The organism is Micromonospora sp. NPDC006431, from assembly GCF_042870725.1.
In the GTDB taxonomy this organism is placed as follows: Bacteria; Actinomycetota; Actinomycetes; order Mycobacteriales; family Micromonosporaceae; genus Micromonospora.
The window spans coordinates 172,118-188,626 of sequence record NZ_JBIAHQ010000007.1; the positions used below are offsets into that span (position 1 = coordinate 172,118).

The 16,509-nt window shown below is 71.5% G+C and carries 13 protein-coding genes; 1 reads left to right on the forward strand and 12 read right to left on the reverse strand.

The genetic code is table 11. The features are described 5' to 3' along the window. Positions 1–188 precede the first annotated feature (188 nt). From ACFYM6_RS15420 to ACFYM6_RS15475, 12 genes are all read right to left on the reverse strand, one after another. A complete protein-coding gene (locus tag ACFYM6_RS15420) occupies positions 189–1,718 on the reverse strand; it encodes an aldehyde dehydrogenase (NADP(+)) (RefSeq protein WP_387275830.1) in 1,530 nt (509 codons plus the stop codon). After that, positions 1,711–3,204, reverse strand: a complete 1,494-nt coding sequence (locus tag ACFYM6_RS15425) for an NAD(P)/FAD-dependent oxidoreductase (RefSeq protein ID WP_387275832.1) — start codon at positions 3,202–3,204, stop codon at positions 1,711–1,713. The genes ACFYM6_RS15420 and ACFYM6_RS15425 overlap by 8 nt, the downstream gene beginning before the upstream one ends. Continuing rightward, a complete protein-coding gene (locus ACFYM6_RS15430; RefSeq protein ID WP_387275834.1) occupies positions 3,188–3,493 on the reverse strand; it encodes a (2Fe-2S)-binding protein in 306 nt (101 codons plus the stop codon). The genes ACFYM6_RS15425 and ACFYM6_RS15430 overlap by 17 nt, the downstream gene beginning before the upstream one ends. After that, complete coding sequence (locus ACFYM6_RS15435) at positions 3,490–4,650, reverse strand: NAD(P)/FAD-dependent oxidoreductase (RefSeq protein WP_387275836.1); 1,161 nt, start codon at positions 4,648–4,650, stop codon at positions 3,490–3,492. Before ACFYM6_RS15435 ends, ACFYM6_RS15430 begins: the two co-directional genes overlap by 4 nt. Next, on the reverse strand, positions 4,647–5,330 hold the full coding sequence (locus tag ACFYM6_RS15440; protein WP_387275838.1) for a GntR family transcriptional regulator: 684 nt from the start codon (positions 5,328–5,330) through the stop codon (positions 4,647–4,649). The genes ACFYM6_RS15435 and ACFYM6_RS15440 overlap by 4 nt, the downstream gene beginning before the upstream one ends. Continuing rightward, a complete protein-coding gene (locus ACFYM6_RS15445; RefSeq protein ID WP_387275840.1) occupies positions 5,327–6,328 on the reverse strand; it encodes a proline racemase family protein in 1,002 nt (333 codons plus the stop codon). The genes ACFYM6_RS15440 and ACFYM6_RS15445 overlap by 4 nt, the downstream gene beginning before the upstream one ends. Then, entirely contained in the window at positions 6,325–7,230 is a 906-nt protein-coding gene (locus ACFYM6_RS15450) for a dihydrodipicolinate synthase family protein (protein WP_387275842.1), read from the reverse strand. Before ACFYM6_RS15450 ends, ACFYM6_RS15445 begins: the two co-directional genes overlap by 4 nt. 47 nt (positions 7,231–7,277) lie before the next feature. After that, the gene (locus ACFYM6_RS15455) at positions 7,278–8,603 is read right to left on the reverse strand and encodes an aminopeptidase P family protein (protein ID WP_387275844.1); all 1,326 of its coding nucleotides are present in this window, start codon (positions 8,601–8,603) and stop codon (positions 7,278–7,280) included. After that, positions 8,596–9,954, reverse strand: coding sequence for an alpha/beta fold hydrolase (locus ACFYM6_RS15460; RefSeq protein WP_387275846.1), 1,359 nt, complete (start codon positions 9,952–9,954; stop codon positions 8,596–8,598). The genes ACFYM6_RS15455 and ACFYM6_RS15460 overlap by 8 nt, the downstream gene beginning before the upstream one ends. 395 nt (positions 9,955–10,349) lie before the next feature. Then, positions 10,350–12,947: a M64 family metallopeptidase gene (locus ACFYM6_RS15465; RefSeq protein ID WP_387275848.1), complete on the reverse strand. Its 2,598-nt coding sequence runs from the start codon at positions 12,945–12,947 to the stop codon at positions 10,350–10,352. Between the two features lie 160 nt (positions 12,948–13,107). Beyond that, a complete protein-coding gene (locus ACFYM6_RS15470) occupies positions 13,108–15,234 on the reverse strand; it encodes a Xaa-Pro dipeptidyl-peptidase (protein ID WP_387275850.1) in 2,127 nt (708 codons plus the stop codon). 386 nt (positions 15,235–15,620) lie between these two features. After that, a complete protein-coding gene (locus ACFYM6_RS15475; RefSeq protein WP_357436047.1) occupies positions 15,621–15,791 on the reverse strand; it encodes a hypothetical protein in 171 nt (56 codons plus the stop codon). Positions 15,792–15,816: 25 nt separating this feature from the next. Here ACFYM6_RS15475 and ACFYM6_RS15480 point away from each other — a divergent pair, with 25 nt between their 5' ends. Further along, positions 15,817–16,344, forward strand: a complete 528-nt coding sequence (locus ACFYM6_RS15480) for a CGNR zinc finger domain-containing protein (RefSeq protein ID WP_387275852.1) — start codon at positions 15,817–15,819, stop codon at positions 16,342–16,344. Positions 16,345–16,509: the final 165 nt, after the last annotated feature.

Genomic DNA, 16,509 nt, shown 5'->3' on the forward strand with positions numbered 1-16,509 from the left:
CGGACGCCCGGCGGGAACAGGGGACGACGAGATGGCCGCGGCGACGGGCGCGATCACGCGCCCGTCGGCGGCCGATCCGGGATCTCACCCGGAGATGTCGTCGTCACCTGCCACGTTCACTCCATTCTCCGGCGACCATCTCTCATCATCACGCGAACCTGCGGCCCACCGCGCCCGCACCCGAGCCGCTACGAGGTCGTACGGATCCCGTCGACCAGGCGGGGAAGGCCGAGCGGGTTGGCCTCACGTAGCTCCGGTGGGAGCAGCGGGTCCGGGGTGTTCTGGTAGCAGACCGGGCGCAGCCAGCGCTCGATCGCGGTGCTTCCCACCGAGGTCGAGCCGCTGGTGGAGGCGGGGTACGGACCGCCGTGCTGCATGGCGGGGGCGACCGTCACCCCGGTGGGCCAGCCGTCCACGACGACCCGCCCCGCGATCCCGCTCAGCCCGGCGACCAGTTCCGCCGCCGCGGCGTCCCGCTCGTCGGCGGCCAGGTGCACGGTCGCGGTGAGGTTGCCCGGCAGGGCGCCGAGCACCGCGTCCCGCTCGACCGTCGAGCCGTAGCGGACCAGCACGGTCACCGGCCCGAAGCACTCCTCCAGCAGTTCCCGGTACGGCCCGCCCTCGGCGAGCCGCGACGCCGCGACGGTCAGCAACCCCGGCCGGACCGCCAGAGGCGTCTCGTCGTCGCCGGCCTCCCCCGCCCCGAGCGGTTCCGCGACGCCGGGGAGCGCCGCGCGGGAGCGGACTCCGGCGAGGAACGCCGCGCGCATGCGCGGGTCGAGCAGCGGCCCGGACGGCACCACCGCCGCGACGACCGCCCGGATGACGGCGTCGCCCGCCAGTCCCGCCGGGAGCAGGACGAGGCCCGGCTTGACACAGAACTGGCCCAGACCCTGGGTGTACGAGGCGGCAAGCCCCGCTCCGATCTCGTCCGCTCTGGTCTCGGCCGCCCGCGTGGTCACCACGACCGGGTTGAGGCTGCCCAACTCGCCGTGGAACGGGATCGGCCGCGGCCGGGAGGACGCGATGTCGAACAACGCGCGGCCGCCGCGCACCGAGCCGGTGAACCCGACGGCCGCGGTCAGTGGGTGGCGGACGAGTTCCGGGCCCGCGTCGAAACCGTGGACCAGGCGGACAACGTCCTCGGGCAGCCCGACCTCGGCCGCCGCGGAGCGGAGGATCCGGGCACACAGGACGGAGGTGGCCGGATGGTCCGGGTGCGCCTTGACCACGACCGGGCATCCCGCAGCCAACGCACTCGCGGTGTCGCCGCCCGGCACGCTGAAGGCCAGCGGGAAGTTGCTCGCCGCGAAGACCGCGACCACGCCCAGCGGCACCTTGTAGCGCCGCAGGTCGGGACGGGGCGCGGGCGCGGCCTGCCGGTCGGCGTGGTCGATGATCACGTCCAGGTAGGTGCCCGCCTCGACCACGTCCCCGAACGCGCGGAGCTGGTAGCAGGTGCGGGCGAGCTCGCCGGTGAGCCGTACCCGGCCGAGCGCCGACTCCGCATCGGCGGCCGCGATGATCTCCTCACCGTTCTTCTCCAGGAGCGCGGCCGCCGTGCGTAGCAGGTCGGCCCGCGCGGCGCGGTCCCTGAGTGCCGGGGCGGCCGCGGCGGCGGCCCGCACCGCCTCGTCCACGTCCTCCGCCGTCGACTCGGTCGCCACGCGTCCCCGCGGGGCTCCGGTACGCGGGTCGATGCTCAGCACGTCACTCACCGTCTCGTCCTCTCTGTTCCGTCGGTTCTCCGGCCGCCTCGACGGGCGTCGTGTCTTCGGTAAGGGCGGCGAGCTCGCCCAGGGGCACCGGTACGGCGAGGCTGCGTTTGGCCAGGCTGCGCAGGTCCTCGGACGTGGTCTCGCGCCTGCTCAGGCAGGCCGCGATCCCGGCCGTGGCGAAGCCGCACACCCGCCCCTGGCACCAGCCCATCCCCGGCCGGGCGAGCATTTTCAAGGTGCGCGCATCCTCCGCGCCGAGGTCGTCGTGCGCCCGCCGCAGGTCACCGTACGAGACCTCCTCGCAGCGGCAGACCGGGGTCGTCTCCGACAGCCACTGCGGCCACGCGGGCGGCACCGGATAGGTCCGGTGCATGGCAACGGCGAAGCGGCGCCCGCGCCGGACGGCGCGGCCGAGTCGCCTCATCGCGGCCGGATCGGCCGGACGGCCCAGTGCGTCGGCGAGGGCCAACGCGCTCAACCGTCCTTCCTGGACAGCCAGGGCCGCTCCGCCCACGCCGGTCGCCTCGCCGGCGACGTACAGCCCATCGACGCTGCTGCGCTGGCGGTCGTCAACGGCCACGACGAGAGATCCGTCGACGTCCTTCGCCGTCTGCGCGCCGAGCATGAGCGGCAGCTCGAGCGACGGGGTGAAGCCCCAGCCGAGAGCCACGACGTCGGCGGGCATCTCTTCGTCCGGTCGGGTCGGGCGGCCGTCGCGGTCCACCCTGGCGAGCCGGACCGCCTCGACCCGGTCGCTTCCGAGGATCTCCCGGATCACCGTTCTGGTCTTGTACGGGATGCGGTGTCGGGCCATGAGCGCCGCGTACTGCAGTGCCTCGATGCCCTTGCCCGGCGCGGAGATCGCGCCGACCGGGTCGCGCAGCCAACGGAGCGTGGCGTTGGCCTCGACGACGGCCGCGACGGTCACCCCGGCCCGCGCGAGGCCGGTGGCCACGGGAAGCAGGAACGGGCCGGTGCCGGCGACGACGGCTCGCCGTCCCGCACTGGTGCGGTGCCCCTTGAGCAGGGCCTGTACCCCGCCCGCGGTCATCACGCCGGGCAGGTCCCAGCCGGGGAGTGGCAACTGCCGGTCGTATCCCCCGGGGCACAGGATCAGTGCCCGCGTGACGAGTGTGCGGTCCGTCCCGCCGGCCGTGGCGGTGGTGGCCGTCATCCGGAGGGTGAACGCGCCGCTGTCGTCGCGGGTGACGAGCCAGACCTGGTGGCCGGGGAGGTAACGGATCCGGCCGGCGGTTCGGAGGGCGTACATGCGGTCCCGCAGCCGGGTGAAGACCGGCCAGCCGTGATGGCCGGCGGAATCGTCGGGGCGGGCATGCTTCTCGTCGTAGTGCCGCCAGTACTGCCCGCCGGGCTGCCCGGCGGTGTCGATCAGGGCGACGCCGAGCCCGGCCTCGGCGGCCTCGACGGCGGCGGCGAGGCCTGCCGGACCCGCGCCGACCACGGCGACGTCAGGCACCTGCGGCATCGGCGTTCCTCCGGTCTCCGGCGTCCTCGCGGTCCGCGCCGGCCTCGGCGTCGTCGCCGAGGATCATGCCCTCGGCGGCGGCGACCAGGCAGGCGCGCTGGTCGGGGACGCCGTCGACGGTGATCAGGCAGTCGAAGCAGACGCCGATGCCGCAGAACAGTCCCCGGGGCCGGCCGCCCTTACGGGTGGTGCGCCAGTCGTGGATTCCGGCGGCGACCAGCGCGGCGGCGACGCTCTGGCCGGGCTCCGCCGCAACGGTGACGCCGCGGAAGGTCATCTGGTGAGTCATCGGGGTTCCTCCTCAGCGTCCGCGAATCGGTCCGGGGCGAACGGCGTGAGGTCCAGGTCCGGCCGCTCCCCCACGAGCGCCTGCGCGATCAGCCTGCCGGTGCCGGCGGACAGGCCGATCCCGGCGCCCTCGTGGCCGCAGGCGTGCCAGAGGCCGGGCGCGCGGGGGTCGGGGCCGATGACGGGCAGGTGATCGGGGCAGTAGGGGCGGAAGCCGAGGTAGGTGCGCATCGCGCGGACCTCGCGAAGCATCGGAAACAGCGCGATCGCCTTGGCCGCGAGCGTGCTGATCGCGGTGGTGGACATGGTGCGGTCGAACCCGACGCGCTCGCGCGACGCGCCGACGAGGATGGTGCCGCTGGCGGTCCCCTCGACGACGGGCGAGGTCTGCAGGGCCGCGTCGGAGCTGGCCACGTCGCCGACGTACTCGGCGGCGTAGACCTTGTGGCGGATCGTGCGGGGCGGCATCGGCTGGGTGACCAGGACGAAGCCGCGGCGGGGCAGCACCGGGACCCGCACCCCGGCGAGGCCGGCGACCCCGCCGGCCCACGTGCCGGCGGCGTTGAGCACCGCCCCGGCGGAGATGTCGCCCCCGGTGGTCCGCACGCCCGTCACCCGGGTGCCGTCGCGCAGGAAGCCCGTCACCTCGGTGCGGGTACGCACCTGTGCCCCTCGCTCGCGGGCCAGCCGCAGCAGCTGCGCCGCGACCAGCATGGGCTGAACCTGGGCGTCCTGCGGATAGAAGGCGCCGCCGGCGAGCTCCGGGGAAAGGTGCCGCTCGTAATCGCGCAACTCGGTCCGCGCGACGTCGCGGACCTCGACACCGCACCGGCGCTGCCGGACGGCGAGGTCGCGCAGCGATGCGACGCTCTGCTCCGACGCCGCGACGATCAGGCCGCCCTTGGCCTCGAACTCCCACAGGTCGGCGTGTTCCGCGAGCTCCTCGCGCCAGACCCGCTGCGAGTACAACGCCAGGTCGAGTTCGGGGCCGGCCTCCTTGTCGGACACCAGCACGTTGCCCTCGCCGGCGCTGGAGGTGCCCCCGGCGATCGCGCCGCGATCGACGACGACCACCCGCACCCCGGCCAGCGACGCGAAGTAGGCGCTGGCAGCGCCGACGACCCCCGCCCCGACCACCACAAGATCCGCGCTGGTCATGTGGCGTCCTTGGCGCCACCTGCCCACAGACCTCGCACGTGCCCGATGTGCCGGTGCATCAGCAACTCGGCCCCGGACGGGTCGCGGGCTTCGATGAAGTCCAGGATCTCGTGGTGCTCGGCGGCTGAGCGGCCCAGGCTGCCGCTCTCCAGCAGCGGGGTCAGGCCGAGCAGCCGGGTCTGCGAGCGCAGGTCGGCGACGACGTCCACCAGGAACCGGTTGCGGCTGTAACCGAGCAGGGTCAGGTGGAAGACGTGGTCGGCCTCGATGTAGCCGACCAGGTCGCCCCGCTCCGCCGCGTCGACGATGGCCTGCGCGAGCGTCCGGAGTTCGGGGATGTCCTCCTTCGGGATCACCGCCACCACGTCCCGCACGGTCGGCGGCTCGATGAGCAGCCGCACGGCGGCCAGGTTGTCGAGGTCCTCCTCGGACACCTCGGTGATCCGGAAGCCCTTGTTCGGGTGGGGGACGACCAGGCCGCCCTTCACCAGGTCGAGCATGGCCTCCCGTACCGGTGTGGGCGAGACGCCGAGCTGCGCGCCCAGCGCGGGCGCCGAGTAGACCACGCCGGGCTCGAGCTTGCCGGAGATGATCGCGGCGCGCAGGGCCTCCCTGATCCGGTCGCGGAGATTCTCCCTGCGGCCGACGCCGGGCAGATCCGGTACGGGCGCGGGGCTCACAGCAGGAACCCCGCCGGGAACGGGTCGGTGGGGTCGAGGTGGAACTGCGAGGTCGCGGTGATCCACGCCCGCCCGGTGATCGAGGGCAGCACGGCGGGCAGCGACCCGACCGTGGTCTCGCCGAGCAGCCGGCCGGTGAAGCGGGTGCCGATGAACGACTCGTTGACGAAGTCCTCACCGAGGCCCAGTTCGCCGCGCGCGTGCAGCTGGGCCATCCGGGCGCTCGTGCCCGTGCCGCAGGGGGAACGGTCGAACCAGCCGGGATGGATGGCCATGGCGTGCCGGGACAACGAGGCGGTGGAGCCGGGGGCCTTCAGATAGACGTGGTGACAGCCGCTGATGTCGTCGCGTTCGGGGTGGATCGGCGGGTCCTGCTCGTTCACCGCCTCCATAATCGCCAAGCCAGCGGCCAGCAGGTCACCGGCGCGGGACCGGTCGAAGGGCAGCCCCAGCTCCGCCAGCTCGACAATCGCGTAGAAGTTCCCGCCGAAGGCCATGTCGTACCCGACGTTCCCGAAGCCCGGCACCTGCACCTTCCGGTCCAGCGCGTACGAAAACGACGGGACGTTCTGGATGGTGACCGACTCGGCCGCGCCGTTGCGCACCGCCACGGACGCGACGACCAGCCCGGCGGGGGTGTCGAGCCGGATCGTGGTCACCGGTTCGACCACGGGCACCATCCCGGTCTCGACGAGCACCGTCGCCACCCCGATGGTGCCGTGGCCGCACATCGGCAGCAGCCCGGAGACCTCGATGAAGAGCACGCCGTAGTCGGCGTCGGGACGGGTCGGCGGCTGCAGGATCGCCCCGCTCATCGCGCTGTGGCCGCGCGGCTCGTACATCAGCAGGGTGCGGATGTCGTCGCTGTGCTCCATGAACCACAGCCTGCGCTCGGCCATGGTCGCCCCGGGGATCGTGCCCATGCCGCCGACGACGACTCGGGTGGGCATGCCCTCCGTGTGCGAGTCGACGGCATGGAACGTGCGGCGGGACCTCATCGGTAGCCCTTGCTCAGGACGGCTTCGGTGTCGGCGGTGATCCGGGCGGTCAGCTCGGAGGGAAGCGGCAGTCGCGGCGGACGGCAGACCCCGCCCTTGCGGCCGGCGATGTCCATCGACAGCTTGATCGACTGGACGAACTCGGTCTTGGAGTCCCAGCGCAGCAGCGGATGCAGGTCGCGGTAGATCGGCACCGCCTTGGCGATGTCGGCGGGGTCGCCCGAGGTGGCCAGCCGGTAGAGCTCCACGGTGCTCTCCGGGATCGCGTTCGGATAGCCGGCGATCCAGCCGACGGCTCCGGCGAGGCCCAACTCGAGCAGCACGTCGTCGGCACCGACCAGGAGGTCCAGGCCAGGTGCCAGCTCGGCGATCTCGTACGCCCTGCGGACGTCGCCGGTGAACTCCTTCACGCCGACGATCAGGCCCTCGTGGAACAGTTCGGCGAGCAGCGAGGGAGTGAGGTCGACCTTGGTGTCGATGGGGTTGTTGTAGGCGACGACCGGCAGCCCGACCCGGGCGACCTCGCGGTAGTGCTCGACGACGGCCGCCCGGTCGGCGCGGTAGGCGTTCGGCGGCAGCAGCAGGGCGGAGGTGGCCCCGGCCGCGGCGGCCTGCTCGGTCCAGCGGCGGGCCTCGAGCGCGCCGTAGGCGGCGACGCCGGGCATCACACCGAACCCGGCGGGGGCGGCCTGGACGGCCACCTCGACGACGCGGGCCCGTTCATCCGGGGTCAGCGTCTGGTATTCGCCGAGCGAGCCGTTGGGCGTCACCCCGTCGCAGCCGCCGGCGGCGAGGAACCGCACGTGCTCGGCGAACGAGTCGTAGTCGACGGAGAGGTCGTCATGGAAGGGCAGTGCCGTCGCGACGTTGACGCCGCGCCACGGCTTGGCAGGGGTGGTCATTGGGGTCTCCTTGATGATCGGATCGAGAAGTCTGACAGCGCGCTATCTCACATGATCTGAGCCGCCATCCACTTCTCCAGACCGTCGGCCTCCAGCGGCAACGCGCGGGACAGCACCTCCATGCCGTCCGGCGTGACGAGGAGGTCGTCCTCGATGCGCACGCCGATCCCGCGCAGCTCCGGAGGCACGGTCAGGTCGTGCGCATGGAAGTACAGCCCGGGCTCGACGGTGAGCACCATGCCGGGGGCCATGACGGCACCCTGATAGGCCTCCGCCGTGGCCCGGCCGCAGTCGTGCACGTCCAGCCCCAGGTGATGGCCGATGCCGCACACCAGGTAGCGCCGGTGGTGCTGGCCGGTGTCGGAGAGCGCCTCGTCCACGGAGACCGACAGCAGCCCCCAGTCCGCCAGCCCCCGCGCGATCACCTCCATCGCCGCATGGTGGAAATCGGTGAACCGGCGGCCGGGGCCGACCGCCGCCAGCCCGGCCCGGTGGGCCTGTTCCACCAGGTCGTGCACCTGGCGTTGCGCCGGAGAGAACTGGCCGGAGGCGGGGAACGTGCGGGTGACGTCGGCGGTGTAGAAGCTCCTGGCCTCGACGCCCATGTCGAGCAGGAGCGCCTCGTCGGGAAGCACCGGGCCGTCGCAGCGCACCCAGTGCAACGTGGGTGCGTGGCGGCCACTGCCGACGATCGTGGCATAGCCGGGGGCGTTGCCGTACGCCCTGGCGTACCGGTCGAAGGTGCCCTGCAGCCACCGCTCCCCGGGCCCGGCGATCGCGGTGGGGATCTCGCGGACGACCGCGGCGAAGCCCTCGACCGTGCGGTCCACGGCCTCGCGAAGCTGCCCGATCTCCCACTCGTCCTTGTACATGCGCAGTTCGGCGAGGGTCCGGCCCACCTCCTCGTCCCGGGTCACGTCCTCGGTGAGCTCCGCCAGCGGCCGGACCTCGACGCCCAGCGCTCGCGCCCAGTCGGCCTGGCCAGGAGCGGCCCCGACCCACAGCTCGCCGTAACGGGCGTCGGTCCAGAACCCGGAGTCGCCGGGAACAGCGGGCGGTGGCAGGTAGAGCGTGGCGTCGCCGTCGCGCAGCACCACCACGGCGTGCTCGATCCCGCAGCCGGTCACCCAGACGAAGTCGCTGTCCGGGCGGAAGTCGTACGTGGTGTCGTTGCTGCGCACGGGCGCCTCCCCGGCCGCCAGCACGATGGTCCGGCCGGGGAGCGCCTCGGCCAGCCGGGCCCGGTGGGCGGCGGCTGCATCGGCGGCGCCGGGGACGACCGACGGGGTGCGGTCCGGCACGCCCCATCCGGTGTTCATGTATTCCGCGAACGCCGCGATCTCGGACAGCTTCGGCGGCTTACCTTCACGCAACTGCGACTCCTCCCGTCTGGCCGACCGGCCGGCCCGGTCCTCCGTCGGCTCGGGTCACGGGTTCACCGGTGACTCCTCCGCCCAGTTCCCGGACCAACTCGGTCAGCCGGGTGAAGACCCGGTCGTCGCCGATGCCGTCGTGCTCGTACTCGTTGGTGACCCAGGTCTGGACGTTGCCGACCCGGGACGCGGTATCCAGTTGCAGGCCCGCGTCCACGTACATGTCGTCGTAGTAGACGGCGGCGGCCACCGGGATCTCGTTGCCGGCCAGCCGGTCGAGGTCGTAGAGCTGCGGCCACTCCGCTCTGGCGGCCAGCAGCTCGACGGCGCCGCGGAAGGGGCGCAGTTCGGCGATCTCCTCGAACATCCAGGGATAGATCATCTCGCCGGTGAACAGCAGCGGTCTGGCTTCCTCGGCGAACTGCGGGTGCCGCACCCGTTCGGCCTGCGCCGCCCAGGCGGTGGCGGCGGCGCCGTGGCCGTAGATGCTCTCCTGCAGGGCCGCGAACAGGGGGTTGTCGCTGTACGAGGTCCTGGCCAGCACCTGGTGCAGAAAGGTCGTCGACAGCTCGCTCCCGGAGAACGCCTCGTCGAGCAGCCAGTGCATGCGCTCGTATCCGGGCTTCATACCGAAGTCGATGCCGAGCGACTGCAACCGCCGGACCGTGAGCACGTCGCCGTCGGGCAGCAGCACATCGCCCTCGGCCAGCCGGTCGGCGATCCGGCTCACCTGTGCCGCCTGGTGCGGGTAGCGCCGGTAGAACGCCCGGTTCTTCGCCTCGACCCGGGGATAGGTGCGCCGGTAGACCTCGGCCGCCGACGGGTCGAGACCGGGCAGTCCGCCGGTGACGTAGCAGGCACTCAGGCCTTCCGGGGCCTGCGAGAGGTAGGTCAGCGTGAGGAAGCCGCCGTAGGACTGCCCGAGGGTGGACCAGCGCCGGCCGCCGAAGACGGTCTTCCGCAGGTGCTCGTGGTCGGCGACGATCGAGTCGGCCCGGAAGCACGCGAGAAAGCCGGCGGCCTCCTCGGCCGACGCGAACCCGCTCATCCGGCGACCGTCGACGCGGGTGCTGCGGCCGGTGCCGCGCTGATCCGCCAGGACGACGCGGTAGTCGCGCAGTGCGTGGCCGAGCCAGCCGGACCGGTCGAGCGGGCGCGGGCCCTTCCCGCCCGGTCCGCCCTGGAGGTAGACCAGGCACGGCAGATCCTCACCGGCCCGTACCGGATCGACGATCTCACGGGCGAAGAGCTGGATGGTGCCGCGTGCCGGGTCGGACCAGTCCAGCGGCACGTCGGTCACGTGATCGCGGACCCGCATGCCGGGGATCGTGTAACTCGCGGTAACGGTCATCGGGCCCACTTCTCCTGCCGGACGCGCTCGGGACTGCGCCGCCCAGATGCCATCAACGCCCCCCAGTAAGGTGTGCCATTGCACTGATCCTAGACGCAGCCGTGAACACTGCATAGAGGGGGCAACGGGGAACCGATCGCGGCCCGCCAATTGAAGGCGGACGGCCGCGAACCGACCGGCAATCGCCCGGGGCGAGGTGACATGAGGCCCAGGCTGGCCCCGCTCGCCGGAGCGCCTCGGCTCGGAAAGCGGATAGATAGCCATAAGAGGCACAGAAGAGCCTCCCCAGTAACATTGCACTCGGCTGGTCGATCCAGCGCAGGGCAACAACGGTAAGAGACTGGTGGGCCGGCGACTGCCGGCCCACCAGATGTTCCTGTTGCAGCAACGGCGCGCTACAGAGCCGCGCAGTCACCGCCCTTGGCACCGGTCACCGTGTTCGGCGCGCCGAAGTCCTTCACCGCCGCGCTGTTGCCGGTGCAGCTCAGCGGTCCGTTGACCCGGCTACCGACCAGGATCGGCCCGTAGGCGCCGGCCAGCCGGCTGAACCGGTCGTTGGCCGTCACCTGGACGTTGTCCGACAGGGTGAGCGAGCCGTTGAAGGTGCTGCCCGCGATGGTCACGTCCCGGGTGGCTCCGGTGATCCGGGCGAGGCCGTTCACCGTGCTGCCGAACAGCTGCACCGCCTGAGCGCCGGTCGCCGTCAACCCGCCGTCGATCGAGCTGTCACTGACCACCAGCGAAGCGCCCGGACGCACCGACACCCCACCGTTCACCTGGGCACCCTTGAGACAGGTCACCCCCTCGCTGACCACGACCCGCGGCTGCTGGCCGGTCAGGGTCCTCGTGCAGTCGGGCGACGAGCCCGGCAGCACCGTGGCCCGGTAGGCGCTCGGCTCGCCGACGTTGCCGGCCGCATCGATGGCCCGGTGCTCGACCAGGTGCGTGCCGAACCCCGGCACGAACCCGCCGCCCGGGTGGTCGTCGGGCAGGGTCTGCTCGAACGCCGCCTTCGACAGGCCGCCGGTACCGAGGTTGCCGTACGTCAGGGCCTTGATGTTCGTGCCCGAGTGACGGAATTGGAACGGCGACTCGGGCATCGGCTGCTCGGGGAACCCGAAGTAGTTGAACCAGCCGTCCTTGTTCAGCCGGAGCTGGCCAACGACGTAGCGGTCCTCGGCATAGCCGGTGTGGTCGTCCTGCGGGTCCAGCCACATGTCCCACCCGTTGAAGTACACCGGGTGCTCCATGCTGTCCGCGAGCCGGGTCAGCGGCTCCGACAGGGTACGCGGCGCGGACGGCATCGCGTTGTCGACGGTCCAGTCGATCCGGTCGGAGACGCCACCCGGATCGGCCGGGTCGGTCACCGTGGCGGCCAGCTGGTGGGTGCCCGGCGCCAGTTTCAGTGCGCCGAGGTCGAGGTTGCGGCTGTTGTGCGGGTTCGGCAGCGTCTTGCCGTCGAGCGACCAGGCCACGTCGAGGATCCGGTCGGCCGGGTGGTTCGTCCGCACGTAGACCACCTCGTCGCCGGCGACCGGCTGGGTGTTCGGCGTGGAGCCGGTGATGGTCGCGGCCGGCGACGACGGGGTCACCTTGGTGTCACCCACCGTCCACTGCCGGGTCTGCACGAACCGCGCTCCGTTGTAGCCCGAGTTCGTGGCCGTGTTGGCGGTCGACGGGTTGCGGACCCAGTCGATGCCGTCCGGCCCCACCGGGTCCCGCACCTCGACGTGCACCACGGTCCCGGCGGGCAGGTCCAACTCGCCGAGGTCGAGGCTGCTGCTGTTGTGCGTGTCGAGCACGGTGCCGTTCGGACCACCGACTCGCCAGGTCACCTTCAGCTCGTGGTAGCGCGGCTGCCCGGGCTCGACCCACAGCACGCTGTCGGACGGCACCGTGCCCAGCGGGGTGTGCCGGACGTTCATCTGCCCGGAGTTACGCATACCGGTCACCCGGGCGACCATGTGCTCGAGGCCGATCTGGTCGAAGTCGAACCCGATCCAGCGCATCATCGAATGCTCGCTCGGCCGGCGCTGACCGCACGGGTACATGCCGCCGCCCTCGTGCACCCCGATCGTGCCGCCGGACAGGCTCTCCTCACCGACCCAGCGCCACCACTTCTGCTGGTCCTCGACCATCTTCTGCGGGTCGCTGTAGACGGTGTGGTGGAAGCTGCTGGGCTCACCGCCGGTGTAGCAGGGTCGCACCACGTCACGGGACGAGTACGGGTACTCGTCGACCAGCGTGCCGAGCGAGTGACCGATCTCGTGCAACGAGATCAGCGGGCCCTGCGGGGAGCCGCCGGAGGTCGTCGCCTGGGTGCCGCCGATCCCGCCGTAGGTGAACGTATTGAAGATCGCCAGGGTCTGCAGGTTCTGCGCCGTGCGCGGGATACCCAGGACCGGCGCGACATAGTTGTCGATGATCCGGTTGTGCGCCTGGTTCCCGGTCTCACACGGGTTCACACCCGGTGGGTAGTAGGCGGCGAAGTTCTGACAGTTCACCGGCGCGCCGCCGTAGACGGTGCCGCGCGACAGCGGGTCATTACAGCCGTTCTGGTAGATCATTCGCAGCGCGGTGTTCTTGGCGTCGATCGGACCCTCACGCTGGCCGGTGTCCCGGATCGTGCCGTCCGGGTTGCGTACCCGGCCATCCGGGTCGCACCGGACGCCGTAGTCGATCGAGGCGATCTCCACCGCGTACACATTGATGTAGTCGCGGTAGGTCCGGAACGGCTCCGTGGCCCACATGATGGCCAGGTTGCGGTCCACGTCCTTCAGGAAAATCCCCTGCTGGTCCCACTGGTAGCCGTCACCGAGGATGATCAGATTCAACCGCTCGGCCGCCGGGCCGGTGACTTGAATCGGATGGACCTTCGGGTTGGGCAACGGCATCGGCGGGCCGTCCGCCGGAGCGCCGCTCGCCGGGCCGGCGCCGGTCAGCAAGCCGGCCACCAGGGCTAGCGCCGCGAGGGTCGCGACCTTCAGTCTCACTCGCTCTCCACCTCACCTTCATCCGCCGGCGTTCCCTCCGGCCACCGGAAGCTGCCTCCGGGCACCGAGCGAGAATCACCGGACACCTGACAGAACTTCCGTGGGCGCCGCCCGTCCAACGTCTACGTGCGGCGCCCACGGAAGGCTCCGTGCTACTTCGTCACTTGCCGATGCGCGACCGGGCGGCCGCCGACACGATGGACCCGCGCTGCCCCGAGGTGACCACCCCGGCCGCGACCAGCTGGTCCGCGACCTGGTTGACGTGGGTCACGAACTGGCCGTGGTTCGACCACTGCTCCCCGTCGAGGAGGTGGTCGTTGATCGTGCAGTTGCCGGCCAGCGGGTGGTTGGGCACACCGCTGTCGACGCCGCCGACCACCACCGTCGTCCGGGCGTCGGTGCTCGCGCAGACCGGCATCGCCAACGGGCCGCCGACCACGGGCAGCCGCAGGGCCGTTGCGGCCAGGTCGACGTTGAGCACGGTGCCCGGGGCCGGGTGCAGCGTGAACTCGTGGTCGGTGGAGAAGACCATCAGGCCGATCCGGTAGCCGGCCGGGATGACCTGGTCATCCGGCTGCAGCGGTACGGTCACGTCGACGAACTCGCCGGGCACGAGCGGCTCGCTCCGGGTGAGCGAGTGGCGGTTCTGCGGGTCCGCCCAGCCCCGGGTGATGATGCTCGTCGTAGTGCCCCGGGTACTCGACTCGCAACCCGATCCGCCGGTCCACGGCAGCCGCACCAGCGCCACCGACAGGTTGGCCGCCGGCTTGCTCGCGCTCATCCGGAGCGTCACCTGCGCCGTACCGGAGATGTGCACCGGCGCGGTGAGTTCCGGCGTCACGTAGAGCAGCCGATGGTCGGACACCGTGGTGGCCAGCGCGCCGGCATTGCACGCGGTGTTGCCGGCATCGACCAGCGACTCCACACCCTTGCCGGGCCGAGCCAACGAGGTCAGCTCGCCGGTGGCGTCACCGCCGGGCTTCAGCACCATGGTGACCGGCGCCGCGGCCGGGTTGGGGTAGTCCGCGTACGGGGTGAGCTGGCTGGCACCGGTCTCGTTGCGCACCACCCAGGCCCGGGCGTCGTTCTCGACCCCGTTCTGGACGCCGTACAGGTAGCGGGTGAACCACCGGTTGCGCATGTCCAGCGGCGGGGCACCGCCGTGCCCGCCCTGGTGGTAGTACGCCTGCACCGGCGTGCCCTGCGCCTTCAGCGCCTCGAGGATCCGCACGCTGTGCTCAGGCACCACGTTCCAGTCGTTGAACCCGTGCGCCATCAGAGTGGCGGCCTTGACGGTCCCGACCGCGTGGAGATAGTCCCGGCCGGCCCAGAAGTCGTTGTAGTCGCCGTTCGCCCGGTCCTGGTTGCGGTTCATCTCGCCGACCCGGATCGTGTCGATGCAGTACGCCCGGCGCTCCGGATAGCCGCTGTTGATGTAGTCGAACAGGTAGTCGATGTCCTCGCCGACCCAACCGCCGGGATTCCGGACCAGCCCGTTGGAGCGGTAGTAGTGGTAGTACGACGTGTTCGGCGCGATCGGGATGATCGCCTCGAGACCGTCGACTCCGGTGGTCGCGGCGGCGAGCGGCAGAGTGCCGTTGTACGACGTACCGGTCATGCCGACCTTGCCGGTCGCCCAACTGGTCGCCGAGACCTCCTGATCCCCGGTGACGCTGGTGTAGCCCTTCGCGCGGCCGTTCAACCAGTCGATCACCGCCTTCGGCGCCAGCGACTCGTTGGGTCCGCCGACCGTCGGGCAGCCCTGCGACAGCCCGGTACCCGGAGAATCGGAGTGGACCACGGCGAACCCGCGCGGCACCCAGGTGCTGACCTCGCTGGTGGACACCGAGGTCCGACCCGGCTGGTGCGCGATCAGTGGCGGTGAGAGCCGGGCCGGCGGTTGCTCACCGAGCTCGTGTCGGACGTTCCAGAAGTACTGCGACTGGCTGGACGCCGTACCGGCGTAGTAAGGGCTGCTCTCGTAGACAACCGGGACCTTCAACCCTTGCTCGGTCTGCGCCGGCCTGGTGACGTCCACGTGCATGCGGTCGAGCTTGCCGTCGCCGTCGGAGTCGAACTCGGTCTCCACCCACAACCGCTGCCGGATCCAGCTGCTGGAGTTCGCAAACTCCGGGACGATCTGAGCCTGCCCGTCGACAAAGACCGGCCCGACCTCGTCCGGGCTGGCCGCGGCCGGTCCCGCAACCCCTAGCGAAAGAGCCAGCGTCACCGCGGCGGACACGGCGGTGAGGCCGGCCGCCCGCGGGCGCAGCTTTCGTCGCGCCATCAAGAGTCCCTTCTATCGTCAGCCGGCGATCCCGAAGGGCCCGGGCCGCCCGCCACAGTCGGTAGTTCGACCCGGCTCGTGTCGACGTGAGCAGTGAGACGTGCTCGGTCTGATCCGGTTTCGTGCCATGGCTGAGGTTGCCAGCCGTCCGACCAACGCCGTCCCCCCTTGCCGGGGCATACCGCTCCCCAGGCATCGCCGGAACCCGTCGGTCGCCTGCCGGCAGGCGACCGCCTCCGCCGCCTTCATTCACCGATCTCTCTGCCGGCCACAAGACCGTAGCTGCCAGCTCGGAGTGGGATCACCAGACAGCTGACGAAACTTCTGTGGGGTTCCAGCCATCCAACGTCGCAACGGGGTGGGGCATCCCGGTTGCCGGATCTGGCTCAGCGATGCGGCCGGTACGTCGAGAGGGGCCGGGTCTCGACCGGGATTCCGGCCTGTCGACCGGCACGGATCCGCCACCGCCCGCAGTGGCAGGACTGGTAGTAGATGATCCCGTCGCTCGTCCGGTGCCGGGACCGGGTCCGCCAGACATGCCCGTCGCTGTCGCTCATGGTCACAGCCTGCTGTAATGGCATTATGCATCTCAACCCTTACGGCACCGACCCGGTACGGCTGGCCGTCGAACTGGCCAACGACCCGCCCCGATCGGTGCCGGAACTGGCCCGCCGATGCCGGACGGCCGGGGTGGTGATGGACATGCCGGTGCGGGACGTCGACCTCTCGGTCACCCTCCGGTTGGTCGAGGAGTGGTCCGAGATCGTCGACGCCGCCTCGGCGGACGAGCGGGCGGAGCTGCTCAACCGCATGCTGGCCAGTGCGTCGACGTACCCCCGGCTCACCAATCACGCGGACGGCCCCTGGCACCTGCACTACCGGGACGACGGCGTGCCGTTGTCGGCCGTGCTCCGCGCCCTGATCAGTGTCGGCACCGCCCTGCACCTGACCGGTCGCGGCATGGACCGGCTGGGCCGATGCGCCCGGGACGGATGCCGCACGATCTACGCCGACCTGTCCCGGACCGGCAAGCAGCGCTACTGCTCACCACGGTGCGCCAACCGTGACGCGGTACGCCGCCACCGGGCCCGGAGCGGTCCGGCGCGTTGAGCCGGCCGTCCCGCTCACTCGACCTCAATAGGGTGGCCCTGCGGCAGGAACGCGGCGATCCGTTCCCACATCGCGACCGGGTTGGCGCACATCGGCCAGTGCCCGCTGTGCGGGATCTCCGCGAGCTCCACCCGCCCGCGGCCAGTTTCGGCAGGTGCGACAGCG

Bases quoted from the DNA above. Each gene is read 5' to 3' on its own strand.
- ACFYM6_RS15425 (WP_387275832.1), bottom strand. From the start codon at position 3,204: ATGCCGCAGGTGCCTGACGTCGCCGTGGTCGGCGCGGGTCCGGCAGGC.
- ACFYM6_RS15430 (WP_387275834.1), bottom strand. From the start codon at position 3,493: ATGACTCACCAGATGACCTTCCGCGGCGTCACCGTTGCGGCGGAGCCC.
- ACFYM6_RS15435 (WP_387275836.1), bottom strand. From the start codon at position 4,650: ATGACCAGCGCGGATCTTGTGGTGGTCGGGGCGGGGGTCGTCGGCGCT.
- ACFYM6_RS15445 (WP_387275840.1), bottom strand. From the start codon at position 6,328: ATGAGGTCCCGCCGCACGTTCCATGCCGTCGACTCGCACACGGAGGGC.
- ACFYM6_RS15450 (WP_387275842.1), bottom strand. From the start codon at position 7,230: ATGACCACCCCTGCCAAGCCGTGGCGCGGCGTCAACGTCGCGACGGCA.
- ACFYM6_RS15460 (WP_387275846.1), bottom strand. From the start codon at position 9,954: ATGACCGTTACCGCGAGTTACACGATCCCCGGCATGCGGGTCCGCGAT.
- ACFYM6_RS15470 (WP_387275850.1), bottom strand. From the start codon at position 15,234: ATGGCGCGACGAAAGCTGCGCCCGCGGGCGGCCGGCCTCACCGCCGTG.
- ACFYM6_RS15475 (WP_357436047.1), bottom strand. From the start codon at position 15,791: ATGAGCGACAGCGACGGGCATGTCTGGCGGACCCGGTCCCGGCACCGG.
- ACFYM6_RS15480 (WP_387275852.1), top strand. From the start codon at position 15,817: ATGCATCTCAACCCTTACGGCACCGACCCGGTACGGCTGGCCGTCGAA.